General features: G+C 44.9%; 15 protein-coding genes and 1 pseudogene. 12 read left to right on the forward strand and 4 right to left on the reverse strand.

Annotated features, from left to right (window positions below):
- The first annotated feature begins 282 nt into the window (after nucleotides 1-282).
- The 10 genes and pseudogenes from AC3ITG_RS11305 (at nucleotide 283) to AC3ITG_RS11350 (ending at nucleotide 15,124) form a co-directional block, all read left to right on the forward strand.
- Nucleotides 283-3,359, forward strand: a pseudogene (locus tag AC3ITG_RS11305) (cellulose binding domain-containing protein).
- Nucleotides 3,360-3,766: 407 nt separating this feature from the next.
- Entirely contained in the window at nucleotides 3,767-5,314 is a 1,548-nt protein-coding gene (locus AC3ITG_RS11310; RefSeq protein WP_489253768.1) for a response regulator, read from the forward strand.
- Between the two features lie 19 nt (nucleotides 5,315-5,333).
- The gene (locus tag AC3ITG_RS11315; protein WP_489253769.1) at nucleotides 5,334-7,100 is read left to right on the forward strand and encodes a cache domain-containing sensor histidine kinase; all 1,767 of its coding nucleotides are present in this window, start codon (nucleotides 5,334-5,336) and stop codon (nucleotides 7,098-7,100) included.
- A gap of 365 nt (nucleotides 7,101-7,465) precedes the next feature.
- Nucleotides 7,466-8,758: an ABC transporter substrate-binding protein gene (locus AC3ITG_RS11320; protein WP_413377398.1), complete on the forward strand. Its 1,293-nt coding sequence runs from the start codon at nucleotides 7,466-7,468 to the stop codon at nucleotides 8,756-8,758.
- 152 nt (nucleotides 8,759-8,910) lie between these two features.
- On the forward strand, nucleotides 8,911-9,798 hold the full coding sequence (locus AC3ITG_RS11325; protein WP_053783937.1) for a carbohydrate ABC transporter permease: 888 nt from the start codon (nucleotides 8,911-8,913) through the stop codon (nucleotides 9,796-9,798).
- Nucleotides 9,791-10,621 carry a carbohydrate ABC transporter permease gene (locus tag AC3ITG_RS11330; protein ID WP_274566358.1) on the forward strand — a complete coding sequence of 277 codons (831 nt, stop codon included), beginning with the start codon at nucleotides 9,791-9,793 and terminating at the stop codon, nucleotides 10,619-10,621. The genes AC3ITG_RS11325 and AC3ITG_RS11330 overlap by 8 nt, the downstream gene beginning before the upstream one ends.
- Before the next feature lie 176 nt (nucleotides 10,622-10,797).
- On the forward strand, nucleotides 10,798-13,845 hold the full coding sequence (gene lacZ / locus AC3ITG_RS11335) for a beta-galactosidase, LacZ type (protein WP_489253770.1): 3,048 nt from the start codon (nucleotides 10,798-10,800) through the stop codon (nucleotides 13,843-13,845).
- 141 nt (nucleotides 13,846-13,986) lie between these two features.
- Nucleotides 13,987-14,292, forward strand: a complete 306-nt coding sequence (locus AC3ITG_RS11340) for a hypothetical protein (RefSeq protein ID WP_379434710.1) — start codon at nucleotides 13,987-13,989, stop codon at nucleotides 14,290-14,292.
- A gap of 105 nt (nucleotides 14,293-14,397) precedes the next feature.
- The gene (locus AC3ITG_RS11345; RefSeq protein WP_489253771.1) at nucleotides 14,398-14,697 is read left to right on the forward strand and encodes a hypothetical protein; all 300 of its coding nucleotides are present in this window, start codon (nucleotides 14,398-14,400) and stop codon (nucleotides 14,695-14,697) included.
- Between the two features lies 1 nt (nucleotide 14,698).
- Nucleotides 14,699-15,124 carry an Imm44 family immunity protein gene (locus tag AC3ITG_RS11350; RefSeq protein WP_489253772.1) on the forward strand — a complete coding sequence of 142 codons (426 nt, stop codon included), beginning with the start codon at nucleotides 14,699-14,701 and terminating at the stop codon, nucleotides 15,122-15,124.
- Nucleotides 15,125-15,357: 233 nt separating this feature from the next.
- Here AC3ITG_RS11350 and AC3ITG_RS11355 read toward each other — a convergent pair whose 3' ends face one another.
- From AC3ITG_RS11355 to AC3ITG_RS11365, 3 genes are read right to left on the reverse strand one after another with little or no spacing between them, the layout of a single operon-like run.
- Nucleotides 15,358-15,957 carry a hypothetical protein gene (locus AC3ITG_RS11355; RefSeq protein WP_489253773.1) on the reverse strand — a complete coding sequence of 200 codons (600 nt, stop codon included), beginning with the start codon at nucleotides 15,955-15,957 and terminating at the stop codon, nucleotides 15,358-15,360.
- 39 nt (nucleotides 15,958-15,996) lie between these two features.
- A complete protein-coding gene (locus tag AC3ITG_RS11360; protein WP_489253774.1) occupies nucleotides 15,997-16,395 on the reverse strand; it encodes a hypothetical protein in 399 nt (132 codons plus the stop codon).
- Nucleotides 16,371-16,721 carry a hypothetical protein gene (locus tag AC3ITG_RS11365; protein WP_489253775.1) on the reverse strand — a complete coding sequence of 117 codons (351 nt, stop codon included), beginning with the start codon at nucleotides 16,719-16,721 and terminating at the stop codon, nucleotides 16,371-16,373. Before AC3ITG_RS11365 ends, AC3ITG_RS11360 begins: the two co-directional genes overlap by 25 nt.
- A 320-nt stretch (nucleotides 16,722-17,041) precedes the next feature.
- Between AC3ITG_RS11365 and rsmD the strand changes: the two genes are divergently transcribed.
- The gene (gene rsmD / locus AC3ITG_RS11370) at nucleotides 17,042-17,653 is read left to right on the forward strand and encodes a 16S rRNA (guanine(966)-N(2))-methyltransferase RsmD (protein WP_413377409.1); all 612 of its coding nucleotides are present in this window, start codon (nucleotides 17,042-17,044) and stop codon (nucleotides 17,651-17,653) included.
- Between the two features lies 1 nt (nucleotide 17,654).
- Nucleotides 17,655-18,161 (forward strand): pantetheine-phosphate adenylyltransferase, encoded by a 507-nt coding sequence (gene coaD / locus AC3ITG_RS11375; protein ID WP_413379574.1) that lies wholly within the window; start codon nucleotides 17,655-17,657, stop codon nucleotides 18,159-18,161.
- Here coaD and AC3ITG_RS11380 read toward each other — a convergent pair.
- The gene (locus tag AC3ITG_RS11380) at nucleotides 18,139-19,395 is read right to left on the reverse strand and encodes a nucleoside recognition domain-containing protein (RefSeq protein WP_489253776.1); all 1,257 of its coding nucleotides are present in this window, start codon (nucleotides 19,393-19,395) and stop codon (nucleotides 18,139-18,141) included. The genes coaD and AC3ITG_RS11380 overlap by 23 nt on opposite strands.
- Nucleotides 19,396-19,559: the final 164 nt, after the last annotated feature.

The raw sequence follows: 19,559 nt of genomic DNA on the forward strand, positions 1-19,559 counted from the left end.
CCTTTTTTTATGTTTTCAAAAGCGATATGCAGAAAAAAATACAAAAAATAAAATTTGGGCAGAAGGGGTTTTTTAATTGCCATCGAATGTTATTTATTGCAAGGTTAATCCAATGAATGGTAATCGAAATTGATTTATGAAAGCGTTTTATAAAAATGGAGAGGAGGTGGGGCTGGTTGCCTGTTCCAATGCATTAAATGTCTGACACTGCACTCATCAACATGATGACACAGCGGGGTTTACCGGATGCGATGAACATATTGAAGAGGAGGCTAAGTAATTATGAAAACGTTTTTGGGAAAGCTGCGGGTGATGAGTTTGACAGTTGCCGTTGCAGCAGTTTCACTGGGCGTGCTCACTGGAACAACAGATGCGGCACCGAGTGATTCATACCAGTGGGAAAATGTAGTAACCGGGGCTGGTGGCGGTTTTGTGCCGGGGATTATTTTCAATGAGTCAGAGAAAGATTTGATCTATGCCCGGACGGATATCGGGGGAGCCTTTCGCTGGAACCCTGCGAATGAGAGTTGGATCCCGCTCACCGATTTTGTCGGCTGGGATGACTGGAACAAAAACGGTGTCGATGCGCTTGCAACAGACCCGGTTGATCCGAATCGAGTGTATATGGCTGTCGGTACGTACACGAATTCATGGGATAAAAACAACGGTTCCATCCTGCGCTCTACGGACCGCCTTGGCAGACCACCACTCTTCCGTTCAAAGTCGGCGGTAACATGCCGGGACGTTCCATGGGGGAACGCCTGACCGTTGATCCGAATAAAAATAGCATTTTGTATTTTGGTACACGTAGTGGCAACGGACTCTGGAAAAGTACAGATTACGGCGTAACCTGGAACAAAGTAACGAGCTTCCCGAATCCGGGTACGTATGTGGAAGACCCGTCTTATGAATATACCAGTGACATCGTGGGTCTTTCTTGGATCACGTTTGACAAATCAACAGGTTCTGCTGGACAGGCAACACAGACCATCTATGTCGGGGTAGCCGACAAAAATCAAAGCATATACCGCAGTACAAATGGAGGCGCAACGTGGACTGCTGTTACTGGACAGCCTACAGGGTATTTACCTCATCACGGAGAACTGGATGCCAATGGAAATCTCTATATCTCTTATAGCGATGGTGCAGGCCCTTATGATGGGGAAAAGGGAGACCTTTGGAAATTAAATACGTCTACAGGGGTATGGACCAACATTAGTCCAGTGCCGAGCAGCAGCTCGGACAATTATTTTGGATACGGCGGACTGGCTGTAGATGCTCAGCATCCTGGTACACTGATGGTGGCAACCCTCAACTCTTGGTGGCCTGACGCGAATCTGTTCCGCAGTACGGACAGTGGAGCTACTTGGACCCGCATTTGGGAATTTGAAGGATATCCAAACCGCAAAATGCGCTATACACAGGATATTTCGGCCGCTCCTTGGTTGACCTTTGGGACGAATCCTACACCGCCTGAAGTTTCTCCAAAGCTAGGCTGGATGATTGGCGATCTGGAGATTGACCCGTTTGACTCTGACCGCATGATGTATGGAACAGGTGCGACCATCTACGGCACGAAAAATCTGACAGACTGGGATGACGGGAACAAAATCAATATTTCAGTGATGGCCAAAGGGATCGAGGAAATCGCAGTTCTGGATCTGATCAGCCCGCCAAGCGGTGCACATTTGTTAAGTGGAGTAGGGGATGTCTCGGGATTCCGTCATAACGATCTGGATCAGGCACCAGCTACCATGTTTACCAGCCCCAACTACTCTTCTACGGAAAGTCTGGATTTTGCAGAGTTAAGTCCAAATACCATGGTTCGTGTAGGGAAAGCAGACTATACTGCTGATCCGAATGCAAAATCCATTGGTTTATCCAGCGACGGTGGGACCACGTGGTATAAGGCGAACGCAGAGCCTGCCGGTACAACCGGAGGAGGAACCGTAGCTATCTCGGCAAATGGTAACCGACTTGTATGGAGCACCTCAGACAAGGGTGTGCATTATTCCACTGGCGGCAATTCATGGACAGCGAGTTCAGGTATACCCGCACAGGCAAAAGTGATCTCCGACCGGGTAAATCCGAACAAATTCTATGGATTTGCTGCCGGTAAAGTCTATGTGAGCACCAATGGGGGGGCCTCCTTTACTGCATCTGCGGCTATCGGGCTTCCGGTAGAAGGAAATGCAGATCTGGACGCTGTTCCAGGTACGGAAGGCGAACTTTGGTTTGCAGGTGGCAGTGAAGAGGAAGGGCCATATGGTCTGTGGCATTCCACCGATTCAGGAGCGACCTTTACCAAGCTTGCGAATGTGGAGGAAGCGGACAGCATCGGTTTTGGTAAAGCGGCACCTGGGCAGAACGTGGTCGCGCTGTACACGATTGCTAAGATTGATGGAACACGTGGATTTTTCCGTTCCGATGACGGCGGGGCGAATTGGGTACGGATAAACGATAATCAGCATCAATATGCACGTGTGACCACGATTACAGGTGATCCACGTTTGTATGGAAGAGTGTATCTGGGTACGAATGGACGAGGCATTTTATATGCTGACCGTATTGGTGGGAACAATGGCGGTGGAGAAGGTGGAGGCGAGACTCCGGTGACCAGTTCGACCATCACACCAGTGAATGTGGAATTTGACAAGAATACAGGCAATCAGGCAGATATTCCTGTCACGTTGACACTGAACGGAAACACGCTTAGTGCAATACGTAATGGAAGTACAACGCTGGTTTCAGGGACGGATTACACATTATCCGGCAATCAGGTTGTGTTGAGTAAAACCTATCTGGCTTCTTTGCCCAAGGGAAGCGCAGCGTTAACCTTTCATTTCAGTGCAGGCAATGATGCGATCCTGAATCTGACTATCAAAGACACGACGGCTGTACCAGCAGGAGCCATTCGAATTGAGATGTTTAATGGAACGACTTCAGCAACGGGGAACTCCATTAATCCCAAGATCAAATTAACGAATACAGGTACTTCGGCCATTAATCTTTCCGACGTCAAAATTCGTTACTATTATACGATCAATGGCGTTCAAACCCAAAACTTTTTCTGTGACTGGGCAACAGCCGGAAACGAAAACGTTACAGGCACGTTTAGTGCGCTGTCGACTCCAGTGACCGGAACGGATTCCATGCTGGAGATTGGTTTCAAAACTTCTGCCGGTTCATTGGCAGCGGGGCAAAGTACTGAAATTCAGGCCCGTTTCTCCAAAACAGACTGGACTAACTACACTCAGACGGATGATTATTCGTTTGCTCCAAGTCACACAGTCTACGCCGACTGGACCAAGGTAACTGGATATATTGCCGGAAGTCTTCAATGGGGGATCGAACCTTAGACCTGAATTTGAAATGAAAGTTGGAGTTAATCTAAACGTACATTGATAAAAAGTCCTGGCTCGCCGAAAATGATTCATGGCGGGCCGGGGCTTCTTATTTTGTCGAAATATAGTGTACACTAGAGAGAGTTTCCATTAGCATTTTGCATAATTCGAATCATCTCGCTTCCGGGTACAAGATATAGACGAATAGATGCATTTCGATCTATATCTTGCTTATTGAAAGACGCTCTTTGGATTTATACAAAATGCTTACCATTGCTTAAACGTTCGTTTTGAGATATAAAAAGAAGTACAAAACTTTTAAAATAATGTAACCGCTAACACGGGGAGGCCATTTTATCCGATATATGATGGTGTAACCTGAACAGACATAGAAGAGAGATTAGACAAGGGGGTCAAGGGTCATGAACCGGTTGTGTAAGGTGCTGATTGTTGACGATGAGTTTCTTGTAAGGCAAGGCATTAAGCACCATATGAACTGGGAAACTGAAGGTTTTCAGATTGTAGGTGAAGCTTCCAACGGGGAAGAAGGGCTTGCACAGGTACAATCGTTACAGCCGGATATTGTCATTACGGACATCGTGATGCCTGTGATGGATGGGGAAACATTTGTCCGGACGTTAAAAGCCAGTCACCCGCAGATTGAGGTTATCGTACTTAGCAGCTTCAGTGAATTTGAATATGTACGTTCAACGCTCCAAAATGGAGCAGCAGACTATATTTTGAAACCTAAACTGGATACCAATGAATTATTACAAGTACTTCAGCGTACGGCTGGCAAAATTCCCGAATTGCAGTTTGAGCCTTCACATGATGGGTGGAAGCTCGGACAACTGATGGAGAAGATGCTGTCCGGTTTTACGTTGGATGAAGAAAACGAGATGCATATGATAAGGGAGACGTTTCCTCACCGATGTTTCCGTCTACTCGTATATAAGCCGCAGGATACGCAAGTACATGTGCACAAGCTGGATAACGAGCAGTTGGAGTCCAGGTTACGAGACCTGCTCCCTGATGTGGAGTGCGCAATCGTTCCGGCCGAAGGCACGTCGCCCGTGGTGCTTCTTAATGTTGAGCCTGCGAAGGATGAATGGATGGTGCAGCGAATTAAGGAGTTGGCGAGCGAGAATAAGGATGGGCAGGACGGACATTGCTGGGTGCTGAGCGACAGTTTCTCTTCATTTGAAGAGATGGGGGACGTATATCGAACACGTCTAATCAAGTTAATGGAGTATCGCTTTTATTATGAGGAGCGATCTATTCTGGTGTATGGCGAACTTCCGCCTCTTCATCCTGCCGGGTATCAGTTCAATGTGAACATGTTTTTGCAGCATGTGAAGAGAAATCGAACTGAAGCGGCAAGAGAATATTTGCAGGAGCATGCCCTTACGTTGGGACGGGATTATATTGCGGATGTGTTTGAAATTAAGTCTTTTCTGGGCAATCTGATCTTTAACGTAACCATTACGTTGGCAGATATGGATGTGCAGTCTGCTGCGTTGGAAGAGAGCAAGTATGAGTATTTCAAACATGTGGATGGCGCCTCTAGTCTAACAGAAGCGATGAGTGTGCTGGATCAGTTCATGGCTGAGGTACAGGAGTGCACGACTGGAGAGGGCGCAAAACGAAGTGATCCGAATATGAAAATGCTGCTGGAATATATGCATGAGCACTTTGATCAGCCACTCGGACTTGCCGAAGTAGCCAAGCATTTTCATTTTAATCCATCGTACTTGTCCAGTTATTTCTCTTCACACAAAAAAGAAGGCTTTAACGAATATTTGAATAAAATTCGGATTGAAAAGGCAGAGGAACTTCTCCGCTCAGACGATGTCACTATCTCCGAAATTAGCAGTATGGTAGGTTATTCCGACCACAGTTACTTTTGCAAGGTGTTCAAAAAATTTACCGGACTATCACCGAGCCGATACCGGCGAAAATTCTGGGCATAACGTCAGAAGGAAGAAATAAATGAAGAAATGGATGAATGCATTTTCAAGGCTTGGACTTTTCCCTAAACTGTTCCTCGTTATGTTCGTTAGCATCATTCTTGTCTCCGTGCTCATCCTATGGACATCGATTCATATGTCGACGAAGCTGTTTACCGAGACGTTCAGTATTACGAACTCCAAGGTACTTAGCCAGATCAAAACGAACTTTGAATCTTTTAACGATGCGATTGCTGCTGTATCCAATAATGTTAGCCAAAGCGGGGCAATACGGGGTTATCTGTCTGAAGGGGAGGGGGACTCCCTCACGATGGCAAAATCCTATTATAATATGAGGGAAACGATGGACCGGATTCAGTCGATAACAGAGTCCTATGAAGTTGGTATAACGATTAGCGGTATTAATGGACGCACGTATTCAACCGATCGGTCTCACCTTCGTTTATCAGCGGATGAATTGAAAGAACAACCGATTACGCTGGAAGCAGCGGCCAGTCCGAATCGAATCATTTTTGACGACTATCAGACGAATGATGGGACTGCCCAGCAGATGATCTCAGCGACCAAGGCATTGACGGATCGTGCCCAAAACCGACTTTACGGTACGTTGTATGTCACCATGAGAGAGAACGCATTTCGTCAGTTCTACAGCAGCTTCACGAGCAGAGGCAATGATGTGGTTATTCTGAATGATGCAGGTGAGATTGTATCGTCCAATCGTGAAGAATGGATCGGTACCACTCAACTCGAATTGCTGACTTATGCCAGAGAAATGAATAACGAAAGTGTAAAAGGTGTAAATGCACGGGTCATGGATCAGGACAGTGTGGTGCTGTCCGAGTACTTGCCCTTTTATCGGTTTTATATCGTAAACGTCGTCGATAAGGATCTCGCGATGGGGCAGCTGATTGACATGAAGACGGTTGCTCTGATCTGTGCAGCCATTGTAGCCGGAGCGCTCATACTCGTATTCCTTATTACGAATCAGATCACCAAGTCGCTGCGCCGACTTGTGAAGCAGATGTCCAATATAACGAAAAGTGATCTGGACAACTATATTCCAGTCAGTGGAAGTTACGAGAGTCGACAGTTAGGTCACGCCTATAACTACATGTTGGACGAACTGCATGATTATGTGGATCAGTTGGTGCTTACACAGCGGGAACAACGAAATGCCGAGCTAGCGGCGTTGCAAAGCCAGATTAATCCTCATTTCCTGTACAATACCCTGGCTTCCGTCAAAGTCCTGGTTCAGCAAGGCAATAAGGATAGGGCTGCCGAAACCATCAATGCGTTAATCTCCTTATTGCAAAATACGATTAGTAATGTGAGTGAGACAATAACGGTGGAGCAAGAAGTCGAAAACCTGAAAAACTATGTATTCATTAATCATGTCCGATACGGAGGACGTATTAAAGCAGCCTTCTACGTAGCTCCGGATTGTACCCATTATCATGTGCCCAAACTGGTGATTCAGCCCTTTATCGAGAATGCCTTCTTCCATGGATTCATCTCCAAGGAAACAGGTACCATCCATGTGATGGTCTCCAGAGCAGGAGAGTCATTGATATGCGAGATTATGGATAATGGGGACGGGATCGAAGGGTTCTCCATGGGTGAGTCGCTGCCCAATCCGAAGAATAATCGGCAATTGTTTAGTGGTATTGGTATCCGGAATGTACATGATCGCATAGAGCTATTGTACGGGGCACCTTATGGTGTAACCATAATGAGCAAACCGGGAGAGGGAACAAGAGTTACTGTTACACTCCCGTTGATTACGAGCTAATAATAGCTTTTGAGTGAATGCAAGGTCGTTATTTTTATGAAAAGGTGGCTTTAATAGAAGGTCTTCCTAGGTTGTCGATGACAACACGGGAGGGCCTTTTTGGTGTTCAGAGCCTAAGAATGCAGTCTGTCTTGTAAAATATTCAGATCCAAAAAGTACAAAATCAAAAGAAATTACAAAAAAACAAATTTAATGCAAGCGGTTTCTGTAAAGGTTTTCATTGTGGCAATAAGATGACAAATCAACACAAAATTATTACTAACGAATGAAGATTTGGGAATGATAAGATGAATTCATCGAGAGCAAACGCTTTCAGAAAACGCAAACAAATTACACACAAAGAGGTCGAAGGGGAGTTGAATCGTTTGAAAAAAATGTGGGTACTGATGCTCGTTACTGTCCTGCTGTTGTCTGCATGTTCTTCCGGTGGTGGAGGGAACAAGGCAAGTGAGGGTGAAAAAACCTCTAATGAAATTACGATCTGGGCTTGGGATAAAGCGTTTAACGTCGCTGCATTAGAAACTGCAAAAGAAGCCTATCAAAAACAAAATCCTGATCTGAAAATCAACATCATTGAATATGCTCAAGCTGACATTATCCAAAAGCTGAATACAGGTTTGAACTCGGGAACAAGCAGCGGCCTTCCGAACATTGTCCTGATTGAAGATTACCGTTCCCAAAGTTTCCTGAACGCTTACCCTGATGCGTTTAAAGATATGTCCTCTACAATCACTGCTTCCGATTTCGCAGATTACAAACTGGGACCAACCGCTTTTGATGGCAAACAGTTCGGAGTTCCGTTTGACTCTGGCGTAACAGGTCTCTACTACAGAACAGATTTGCTGGAGCAAGCAGGCTACAAAGCAGCTGACCTTCAGGACATCACATGGGATGATTACATCAAAATCGGTAAAGATGTAAAAGCCAAAACAGGCAAAGATCTGATCACACTTGATCCTAATGATCTGGGTCTGATCCGTATGATGATTCAATCCGCAGGTTCATGGTATTCCAAAGAAGATGGTAAAACACCTGATCTGGCTGGCAATGCAGCGTTGAAAGAAGCATTTGTAACGTACAAAGCAATGATGGATGCAAATATCGTTAAGTTGAACTCCGACTGGAGCCAATTCGTGGCAGCATTCAACAATGGTGATGTTGCTACCATTCCTACAGGAAACTGGATTACACCATCCGTTCGTCAAGAAGCATCCCAATCCGGCAAATGGGCGGTAGCACCACTTCCTAAAATGGCTGGACAATCGAATTCTGTACACGCATCCAACTTGGGTGGTAGCTCTTGGTACGTCATGAATAATGTTGCTGGTGCAGACCAAGCTGCTGATTTCATGGGTAAAACATTCGGTTCTGATAAACAATTGTATCAAGATTTGTTGAACAACATTGGTGCGATCGGCACGTACAAACCGGCGGCAGAAGGCGAAGCGTTTGATAAAGCCGACGAGTTCTTCGGTGGACAAAAAGTGTTTGCTGACTTTGCAAAATGGACGCAAGAAATCCCTAGCGTAAATTACGGTATCAACACATATGCCATCGAGGACATTCTGGTTGTTGAAATGCAAAACTTCCTGAACGGCAAAGCGATTGATGACGTTCTGGCTGATGCACAGAAACAAGCTGAAGCACAATTAAACTAAGATGATCCACGGTAACTTATAGAACCCAAGGAAGCATCGGAGCCGTTCCACTGTCTGGCACAAGCAGTAGCCGACCCGGACATGGTGGAGGCTCCCTGGGTTCTATCCATGTTACACGGAGAGAGAGGAGCCATACTGTGAAAGCCAAAGCCATGAATACAGGAGACAGTCTGCAAAAGAAAAATAATTTGACTGGATGGGCTTTTATTTCGCTCGCTGTTATCGGGATCGTTGCATTTTACTTCTATCCGATGCTGCAAGCGCTGCTCTTATCGTTCAAGTCGGGTGTAGGAGCCAATCTTGAATTTACGGGCCTGGATAACTATAAAAGATTATTCATTGATACAACGTTCCGTACTGCTGTATCCAATACATTTCTGTACTTGATCATTCAAGTGCCTGTCATGATTATTCTCGGTTTGTTTATTTCCGTGTTATTGAATGATAGTACGTTGCGCTTCCGCAGCTTCTTCCGTACTGCTATCTTCCTACCTTGCGTAACCTCATTGGTTGCCTACTCTGTCGTATTCAAATATCTGTTCTCTTCTGATGGAATGGTTAACCAATTCCTGATGAATCTGCACGTGATTGCTGAACCGATTCAATGGATCACTGACCCGTTTTGGGCTAAAATTACGATTATAATCGCCGTTACTTGGCGTTGGACCGGATATAACATGATTTTCTATCTGTCATCTCTTCAGAACATTGATCAGTCGATCTATGAAGCTGCACGGATTGATGGCGCAAATGCTTTCACGCAATTTTTCAAAATTACCGTTCCATTGCTCAAACCGATTATCCTGTTCACCTCCATTACATCGACGATTGGTACATTGCAAATTTTCGATGAGATTATGAACATTACCAAAGGTGGTCCGGGTAATGCGACGATGTCCATCTCCCAGTACATTTATAACCTTTCGTTCAAATATTCACCGGACTTCGGATATGCGGCAACCGTTTCGTATTCCATCGTGCTGATGATTATCGTATTGTCCATTATCCAGTTCAAAGTGGCAGGTGAGAGAAATGGCTAAAGCAAAAGCAAAACGTATATTCACATATGTCTTTTTGTCCATCGTTGCATTTGTGTCCATCTTCCCGTTCTTCTGGATGCTTGTCAGTTCAACCAATGCTTCTGTAGATGTCACCAAAGGCAGACTGCTTCCTGGATCGGTTTTCCTTGATAACTTCAACAAATTGCTGGATTCGACCAATCTGGTACAGGCACTTGGAAATTCGGCGATTGTTTCCGTTATTTCCACGATTCTTGCTCTGCTGATTGGTTCCCTGGCCGGTTATGGATTCGAAGTATACCGGACGAAATCACGTGATATCGTATTTAACATTCTGTTACTGTCCATGATGATACCGTTCGCAGCGCTCATGGTTCCTTTATACCGGATGTTTGCTACGATTTCCGGTTTTGCACCGTTTATCGGAATCAACACCATGGCTGCAGTTATTCTGCCAACCATCACAACGGCGTTCCTGATCTTCTTCTTCCGTCAGAACACCAAAATGTTTCCGAAAGAGATGCTTGAAGCAGGCCGGATTGATGGTCTGAGCGAAATTGGTATCTTCCTGAAGATCTACATGCCAACGATGAAAACAACATATGCAGCCGCTGCGATCATCACATTCATGAGCAGCTGGAATAACTACCTCTGGCCTCTCGTGGTGCTGCAAACGCCAGACCAACAGACGATTCCGTTGTTAATCTCGAACCTCGGTTCCAGTTATTCACCGGATTATGGTGTCATCATGACCGCCATCGTCATCGCGACATTACCGACAGCCATTGTATTCTTCATTATGCAAAAACACTTTGTCGCAGGTATGGTTGGTTCCGTTAAGTAATGCATATCATCATTAAACCGTCTGAATGGACGTCAATGTAGAAGAGAGAGAAGAGGACGCCAGACATGGCGTGCCTCTGTCTTTCTGTTTGTTTATGTTTGTTTCGTAAAAGGAAAATAAGAATCTGTACTGAATAAGTAATAAATATATTTGTTTCAAGAGGGAGAGAGAGCCGAATGAAAGCAACACAAGCAGATATTAACTGGCTGGGCGATGTAAGCGTTTTTGAAGTAAACCGCCTTAACGCTTACTCGGATCATCGCTATTACCGTACTATGGAAGAAGCGAAAGCATCCGGTGCAATGGCTATGCGCTATAACCTTAACGGAACGTGGAAATTTAATTATGCGATCCGTCCGGATTGCCGCCCCGAAGCTTTTTACAAGCAGGAATTCTCCAGTGGCGGTTGGGATGATATTGAAGTACCGGGGCATATTCAGCTCCAAGGATACGGTCAGAACCAATACGTAAATACTCAGTATCCTTGGGATGGGTTAAACGAATTGCGTCCACCTGCATTACCGCAGGACCAAAACCCAGTAGGCAGTTATATTCGCACATTCCATTTGCCAACAGGCTGGCAGAACAGTCCGGTATATATTTCGTTTCAGGGTGTAGAATCTGCATTCTATGTATGGCTTAACGGACAATTTGTCGGATATGGGGAAGACAGCTTTACACCATCCGATTTTGATCTGACACCATTCCTTCAGGACGGAGAGAATAAACTGGCTGTGGAAGTGTATCAACGCAGCACAGGCAGTTGGTTGGAGGATCAGGATTTCTGGCGGTTCTCCGGCATTTTCAGAGATGTGTATCTGTATACTGTGCCGGCTGCGCATATTCGCGATGTGCGGGTTGTGACGGATCTGGACAAGTCTTATACCAATGGTACGTTAAACGTGGATCTCAAGCTTGAAGGAAAAGCTGCTGCTGGAGCCAAAGTGAAGGCTGAACTGCGGGATGCAGAAGGCAACACGGTGAAAACATTTGGTGGTATTGAAGTTACCAATGGTCTGGTGAGTTTTCGTGAGGAGATTGGAAAAGTAAATCTGTGGAGCGCTGAGGTTCCTTACCTGTATCGTCTGTACATTCAAGTATATGATGCATCAGGCGAGCTGTTGGAGGTTGTACCTCAGGCCGTTGGCTTCCGTACATTTGAAATGATCGATAAAGTGATGCACATCAATGGTAAACGTATTGTTTTCAAAGGCGTAAACCGTCACGAATTCAATCCGCGTCGCGGACGTGCTGTAACCAAGGAAGACATGCTGTGGGATGTTCAGACTATAAAACAAAACAATATGAACGCTGTTCGTACATCTCACTATCCAAACCAAAGCCTATGGTATGAACTTTGTGATGAATATGGATTGTATGTGATTGATGAAATGAACCTGGAGACGCATGGATCATGGCAGAAACTAGGTGCGGTTGAGCCTTCGTGGGTTATTCCTGGTGACCTTCCAGAGTGGCATGATATCGTTATGGATCGTGCGGTGTCGATGGTAGAGCGGGATAAAAACCATCCGTCCATTCTGATCTGGTCTTGTGGTAACGAGTCTCATGGTGGTGAAGTGATCTATAAAGTTTCACAATATTTCAAATCGGCTGATCCTACACGTCTTGTTCATTATGAAGGGGTTTTCCACGATCGTCGCTTTAACGATACGAGTGATATGGAATCACGCATGTATGCCAAACCTGCGGACATTGAGGAGTTCTTGAACGCGAATCCGGAAAAGCCATATATCAGCTGTGAATACATGCATGCCATGGGTAACTCCATTGGCGGTATGCATAAGTATACGGAACTGGAAGACAAGTATCCGATGTACCAGGGCGGCTTCATTTGGGATTACATTGATCAAGCCATTTATAAAAAAGACCGTTACGGCAAAGAGTTCCTTGCTTATGGCGGAGATTTCGGTGATCGACCTTCGGACTATTCGTTCTGTGGAGACGGCATTGTGCACGCAGACCGCAAAGTGTCTGCCAAGATGCAGGAAGTCAAATTCCTGTACCAAAACATCAAGCTGTTCCCGGATCGGGAAGGTGTGAAAATCGTTAACGATAATTTGTTTGCGGACACGTCTGAATTCGAACTGGTATATAGTCTGGATCGTGAAGGTCATGAAGTGCTGCGTGGAACGCTGGAGGTAAACGTGGGCCCACAAAGCGAGACCGTTGTGAAACTTCCACTTGATGTGGAATCTCTTGCTGGTGGGGAATATGCAGTGAATACCGCGTTTGTATTAAAAGCAGCAACATTGTGGGCAGAAAAAGGCGAGGAAGTTGCCTTTGGACAGTTTATATTCGCTCAGGGCAAGTCGGAAACTGTGGCGTCGGATCTGAACCTGACAAATGAAATTCAGGTCGTTGAAGGGGACGTTAATATCGGGGTAAGGGTAGGCCAAACCCATGTCCTGTTCTCCAAGGCTTTCGGAACATTGGTATCCCTGAAGCTGTCAGGCCGGGAGACGATTGCTCAGCCTCCTGTGCCATTGTTCTGGCGTGCGACCACCGATAATGATAAGGGTACTGCTATGGGCTTCGAGCTTGGGGCTTGGTATGCTGCAAGTCTGCTGCCTAGATGTGTGAACTGGAAAGCGGAACAAAACCCGGATCAATATCGGATCGAATTCACGTACAAGCTTAATATTTCGGCAGATGTACAAGTGAAAGTGGCTTATACCGTGCGTGCAGATGGTAGTGTGCATGTGCATAATACGTATAAAGGAACGGCAGGTCTGCCAGATCTTCCGATTCATGCTCTTTCCTTCAAGACATCACCGGAGTTTGAAAACGTGGAGTGGCTGGCGATGGGACCGGAAGAAAACTATGCGGACCGTGCATTTGGCGCACGACTGGGTATCCATGATAGCAAGGTAGCGGATACCGTTGCTCCATATCTTGTACCGCAGGAGTCGGGCAACCGTACGGGTGTACGTTGGGCAAAATTGACCGACAACGCAGGACGTGGCTTTAAAATTGAATCTGCTGCAGCTCCAGTCGAGCTGAATGTATCCCCATATACGGCATTTGAGCTGGAGAATGCACAACATGCGTATGAGCTGCCTCCGGTGCATTATACGGTTGTAACGGTAGCCGGCAAACAAATGGGCGTAGGTGGTGACGATAGCTGGGGAGCGCCGGTTCATCCTGAGTACCGCATCGCCTCGGACGGCGAACTGCAATTTGAATTTATCATTCGTGCGTTGTAATAGCGCTGTATAAGATGTAGCTAAAGGATAGAGGTCTCCAACACTGGGGGCCTCTGTTTGTTGTTATCAGATGGTGAGCTATGAAACCGCTACCGTATCTGTTTCGTACTGTACTGGACATGGATAAAGGGGGGGCTTCTTTTGAGCAGAAAAGCAAAGACAGGTGTATGGGTAACGATTCTCGTCATACTAGGTATCATCGTAGGATGCTTCATCTGGTATTTCAACACGGCTTCAGGTGAACGTGCGCTGAAAACGATGCGGTCCAACAACTCCGGGGGTCTGGAGCGTGTGGTTAACGTATACAGTAATTCGGGGGAATTGATTCATACGTATGAGGGGAAGATTGATTTGCAGGATACGGAGTATGGAAATAAAGTGCTTTTTGATCTGAATGGCAAACGGATTGTGATTTATAACGCGACAGTGATTAGTGAAGAGAAATAAATGATGGTGATATGGAGAGTTCAGGCAGGAGCATTCCGATGACACTCTTTCGCTCATATGGTAAAATTAAGGGAATGAAGTTGAGAGGTGATTAGAGGCATGTTCATGGGGATGTTGATGGTCCTGATTGCCATACTGGGAATGGGCGCATTCTATTGCTTAATCGCTTATTTCCTAATTCGCCTCATTTCCAGAAAAGCATTCAAGCGCATCTTAACCAAGTATGAAGCAATTGAAATAGTGGTATGGGCAGCAATGGTGTTCTTCGCGATCGTGATGATTAAGAATCAGTCATGGAATATGTTGTTGCCTGTAGTTCTCCTTATGGTTTCAATGATTAACCTGCGCCGTTCAAATCGGAAATACAGTGAGATGAGCAAAGAGATGAACAAAGAGGGACTTTAATATGATACTGGATAAGTCGACAGACACCTCAGGGTTAACACAGGTTGCCGCACTTTCGGATGAATTGCAGCCTGTGTTTGATAAAGCAGAAAGTAAGTATCAAGCGTGTGACATTGAGCTGTTCTTTGTTTTCAGATGTCTTCCTGAAGAATATGAGAGAAAATCGACGGTCAGATATGCAAAGAAGGACCATACCATTTATTTGGATATGACGGTAAGTGAGGATCAGTATAAAACGTTTAGCAAAAGCAGACAGCGGTATGAATTGAGTCATTATTTCTATGCTTTTCTGAGCGACAAACTGAAGAAATATAAGATCGAACACTTGGATCATACGGAATTTATGAATGACATGGAAGAATGGCTTAAAGAAATTGAATGGTTACAATCCGAATTCGAGGCCAGTATGGATGAATATGGGGAATAGTGTTGTCTGAGGGCAACGGTTTTATAATTGGTCGATGCGGTTATGTTACATAATAATGATAACAAAAATAGGCCCTCTTTCGAGGGCCTACTTTTCATGGGAGAGGAGAAACCGGACGAAGAGCTTATGGGGAAACGTAAGTCTTCTCCGCGGTTGTCTACGACACTTGTGATGTCGATAATTACAGGATGGCCGGAAAGTTTCCTGTTTATACATGTTGCATCGTTAAATTATTACTTTTTTGAACTGAGGTATTGGGTTAATTCTGGTGATGGTACAGCACGAATATGCCAGTAATCCTCTGTACGTTTATCATCAGGCCCGTAAGATATTTTAATATACATGTCTTCAAGGTATGAAGGGTTGTTGACGGACCAATCACTTGCGGGTTTTAGAACATAAGCCCGGCTTAGACTCAATCCCACTGGATCCTCATTGGGTTTCAGGTCGGTCACTATTTCATTATGAGCATTAGTATTTATTAAATCTGGAGTATCAACATAGTTCATCATACTAGGGCTTAACGTAAAAGATTGAATAACGTTCTTGAATTCGGATTGTACATCATCCATTAATATTTCATATTTAATCCGAAAAGCATCCTTTTCCTTAGATAAGGTAACAGTAGCGCTGAGGGAATATAATTTTTCTTTGAAGTCAAGAAAAGATTTTTGATCATTTTCTAATCTTTGATCTAAATCTTCTTTCTCAGTCTGGAGTGTAGCTGAGTCGGTTCTTTTTTGGAATTGATTCGTTGACTGTGATTGAGTACAAGCAGAGACGGTAAAAAGTAGAACAACAAATAATATGCAGACTAAAACACGATGAGACATTCAAGTTGTCCTCCAAAGTTTATTATAATTTGCTATAAATCAATTCCACTCTTCAGATGTATATTTCTTACCTTGCAAATAGTTAGTATTAGCTTTATTTAGTATATACTGATTATTATCGTAATTTGTAGATTTTTGAATGCGTTCTGGGCTAAAACCCTTATCTGGAGTAAAGTCTTTTGTGTCTTGTCTTTGAACGTGATTTGTATTCCAGAATAAAGCATAGTAATATTTATACGTATTTCTATTTGTTGTTTCGAACAAAGTATTCCAAGTATTGTTATACCAGACTTGTCCTTGTTTGGTTGGATACGAATAACCCACTAATGTTTGAGCGGTAGCATACTGCTTAACATCAATATTATCTATCAATAAATCTACAACATTGTAAACAACAGTCCCTACAGTTGTTTTTACAAAGTTTCCAATGATCCACATCGCATTATTCTTAATAGTTTCAAATATTCCAGATTTTTGTCTTGTTCTTCAAGAACCGCATAGGATCCATAGGTTACCAAATTGACTCTAGTTGCACCTTCACCAGGATTTTCAGCTTTTGGAGAGATGACTGTACTGTCATTAATAATTCTTGATTTAGCTACATCTTGGGGATCATTTTTGATAATGTAGTTGTTATCTTTGGATCGTTGCAAATCTTCATAAGAATTGCTGGGAGAAGTACTTGATAAATCAATTTGACTCGCAGACACAGTAGTCGATGAAATTGACATAATTAATACTAAAGAAATAAGGGCTTTTTTCAAATTAATCAGATTGCTGGGACCTAAGCTAAAGTATTTAATGATAGATCATAAATTTACTATGTACTTGAAAAAGACAAGTAAATTACAATTGTCAATTCTTCACTAATTTTTAGCCTGTCTAAGAATCTGTTAAATTGATTATAATTCTTGCACGCTTTTTTTTGTGAATAAATTGCTTGTTTTTATTTGTTATTTATATAAAAAATATTCAAATTTAAAATTAAAACGTTACTTGAAAGTGCAGTTTTTTCAAACTGAACCCGATTGTGGTACGATAGCTTTATCAATAAACTTACATAGAGAGAAAAGGTGACTCATCAGTGAGAGTGGTATCTGGGAGTGCGAAAGGCAGACCGCTGAAGGCTGTTCCTGGCACAGGAACGCGGCCGACCACCGACAAGGTGAAGGAAGCGTTGTTTAGTATGATTGGCCCTTATTTTGAGGGCGGTACAGCATTGGATCTGTTTGCAGGCAGTGGTGGTCTCGGTATTGAGGCGCTGAGCCGCGGCATGGACAAGGCTGTTTTTGTTGACTTGGAATCGAAAAGCATTGAAGTGATCCGTGCAAATCTGAAGGCAACCAAGCTGGAAGATCAGGCGGCCATATACCGGAATGATGCCAGTCGTGCATTGAAGGCGCTCGCCAAGCGAAGCACACAATTTGATCTCGTATTTCTTGATCCGCCCTACCGTATGAAAAATGGGGACGAGTTAATGCTTACAATGCATGAACTGGATCTGCTTGAATCGGAAGCGACCATCGTGCTTGAATATGAATCCAAATATAGTTACCCTGAGCAATTCGGCCCGTTTGAACAAACGCGCAAGGCATTGTATGGGGAGACAGCTGTATCCATCTATTATTATGCACCTGCTGCAACAACAGAAGATGGAGAACCTAGCACAGCGGAAGAGGAGGCTCCTCATGAGTGAAATGATACATCGTCAGGAACGAATTGCCGTATATCCAGGGAGTTTTGATCCCGTAACCATGGGCCATCTGGACATTATTGCCCGGGCGTCCAAGCAGTTCGATCGCGTCATCGTGGCTGTATTGAATAATATGAGCAAAAATCCATTGTTTACGGTGGAAGAACGCAAGAGTCTCATTACAGAAGTCACGAGTCATCTGCCTAATGTGGAGGTGGACAGCTTCCGTGATCTGACGGCAAATTATGTACGGCAAAAAGATGCTCAGGTCATTGTCCGTGGTATCCGCTCGGTGACAGATTTTGAATATGAGCTTCAGCTGGCTTCGACGAACAGCAAGTTAAATCCGGATGCGGAAACCATTTTCATGATGACCAATCCAAAATATTCTTATCTGAGCTCCAGCATCGTCAAGGAAATTGCCCACTACCACGGAGATGTCACCGATCTGGTCTCACCTGAAGTGGAAGTTGCGCTGCGTCAGAAAATTAGCGAGAAAACCGGCGGTTAAACCAGAAGGTCAGCCCAGATAGGCAGATCATGACGGTGAGCAGCAATGCCAGACCGATACAGGCAGCAGGGAATCCAATCCAGACGGCATCGATGATGTCGGAGGTGTTCATGCCTACCAGGGATTGCTTGGTTAGGAATGGTGACAAACCATTGCCCGGATTGTTCTGAAACGTGACCCAGACCTCGGAACTGTAACGGCTGAATGGCAGCCACAGCAGCAAGCTGATGAAAAATGCAACCAATGCATGAAGCAGGCGGATTCCGGCAAAATACAACATGGACGTTGTGGCAAGTCCCGCAGCTTTCAGCACGGCGGAGACTTGCAGATGAGAGCATAGACCTCCCCAGCCGAGGACGGCCGCAAGCAAGGACATTAGCATAACGGATGTCAGTGGGCTCTGACTCAGGTGATAGGTTCCCAGATGGAGTTCCAGCAGTGAGGGCCAAAAAGCAACTGAAGTACCGGGGGTGATATAGAGGGTGAGCAGCCGAACAAACACGGCAAATACAATCATATATCCTCCGGTCATCATTAAGGTTTGTACAGCTTGGGAGACCGTGTCACCAAGCAATTTGCCGAACCCGCGTCCGTCACGTTCCTGGGCTTCGCGGGCTGCAAACATCATCTGGGACCATAGGCTCCGTCGTTTATACGAAGAAGGGTTTGCAGTTGAGTGTTTTTCCCCTTTTGATTCCTTGGGTAGGAGACGTACTCCGATCATGGTGGCAATCCAGCCACTAACCCAGTGAACGATCAGAAGGAAATATCCGGCAGCAGGCTGGTGAAGAAAAGCAGCACCGATGACAAGTATAATCATCAATGGATTGGCGAAATGAGATGCTGATGCGACAATACCCGCCTGTTTGGCGGTAATTTGTTGATCCTGCACTAAGCGGGAGGCGGTATCTGTTCCTGCCGGAAAGCCACCGCACATGCCGACAACAACAGCCAGTCCGGCTTTGCCCGGCAGACGGAACCACCGCTGCATTAATGGCCCTAATAAGACGCCAAGTGCGTGGGTAAAGCCGAATGCAGTCAGCATTTGGGATAACATCAGGAATGGAAGCATGGCAGGAAAGATGATTTTCCACCAGATATCCAAACCTTGAATAGAGGCATCGAATGCATCTTTTGGAGATACAACTACTGCAATTACCAGCAATAAAGCGCCTGTACTCATAAGTACCGTTCGTAACGGTCCAGAGCCCGTAACTTCGCTCTGCATTGTCATTGTTTCACCTCATATGGATAGTGCCGCATACACTCGGCCAGGATTAGTTGTGGACGGCCGAATGACGTCCGTGGACGCTTCGGCCTTGACCGGATAAGCTACTGTAAACAGCGGCCTATCCGGCCTGTACCATTGTATGCAAAAGCATGAGAGTGTTAGACTTA

Source organism: Paenibacillus sp. GL_099_B, from assembly GCF_057835695.1.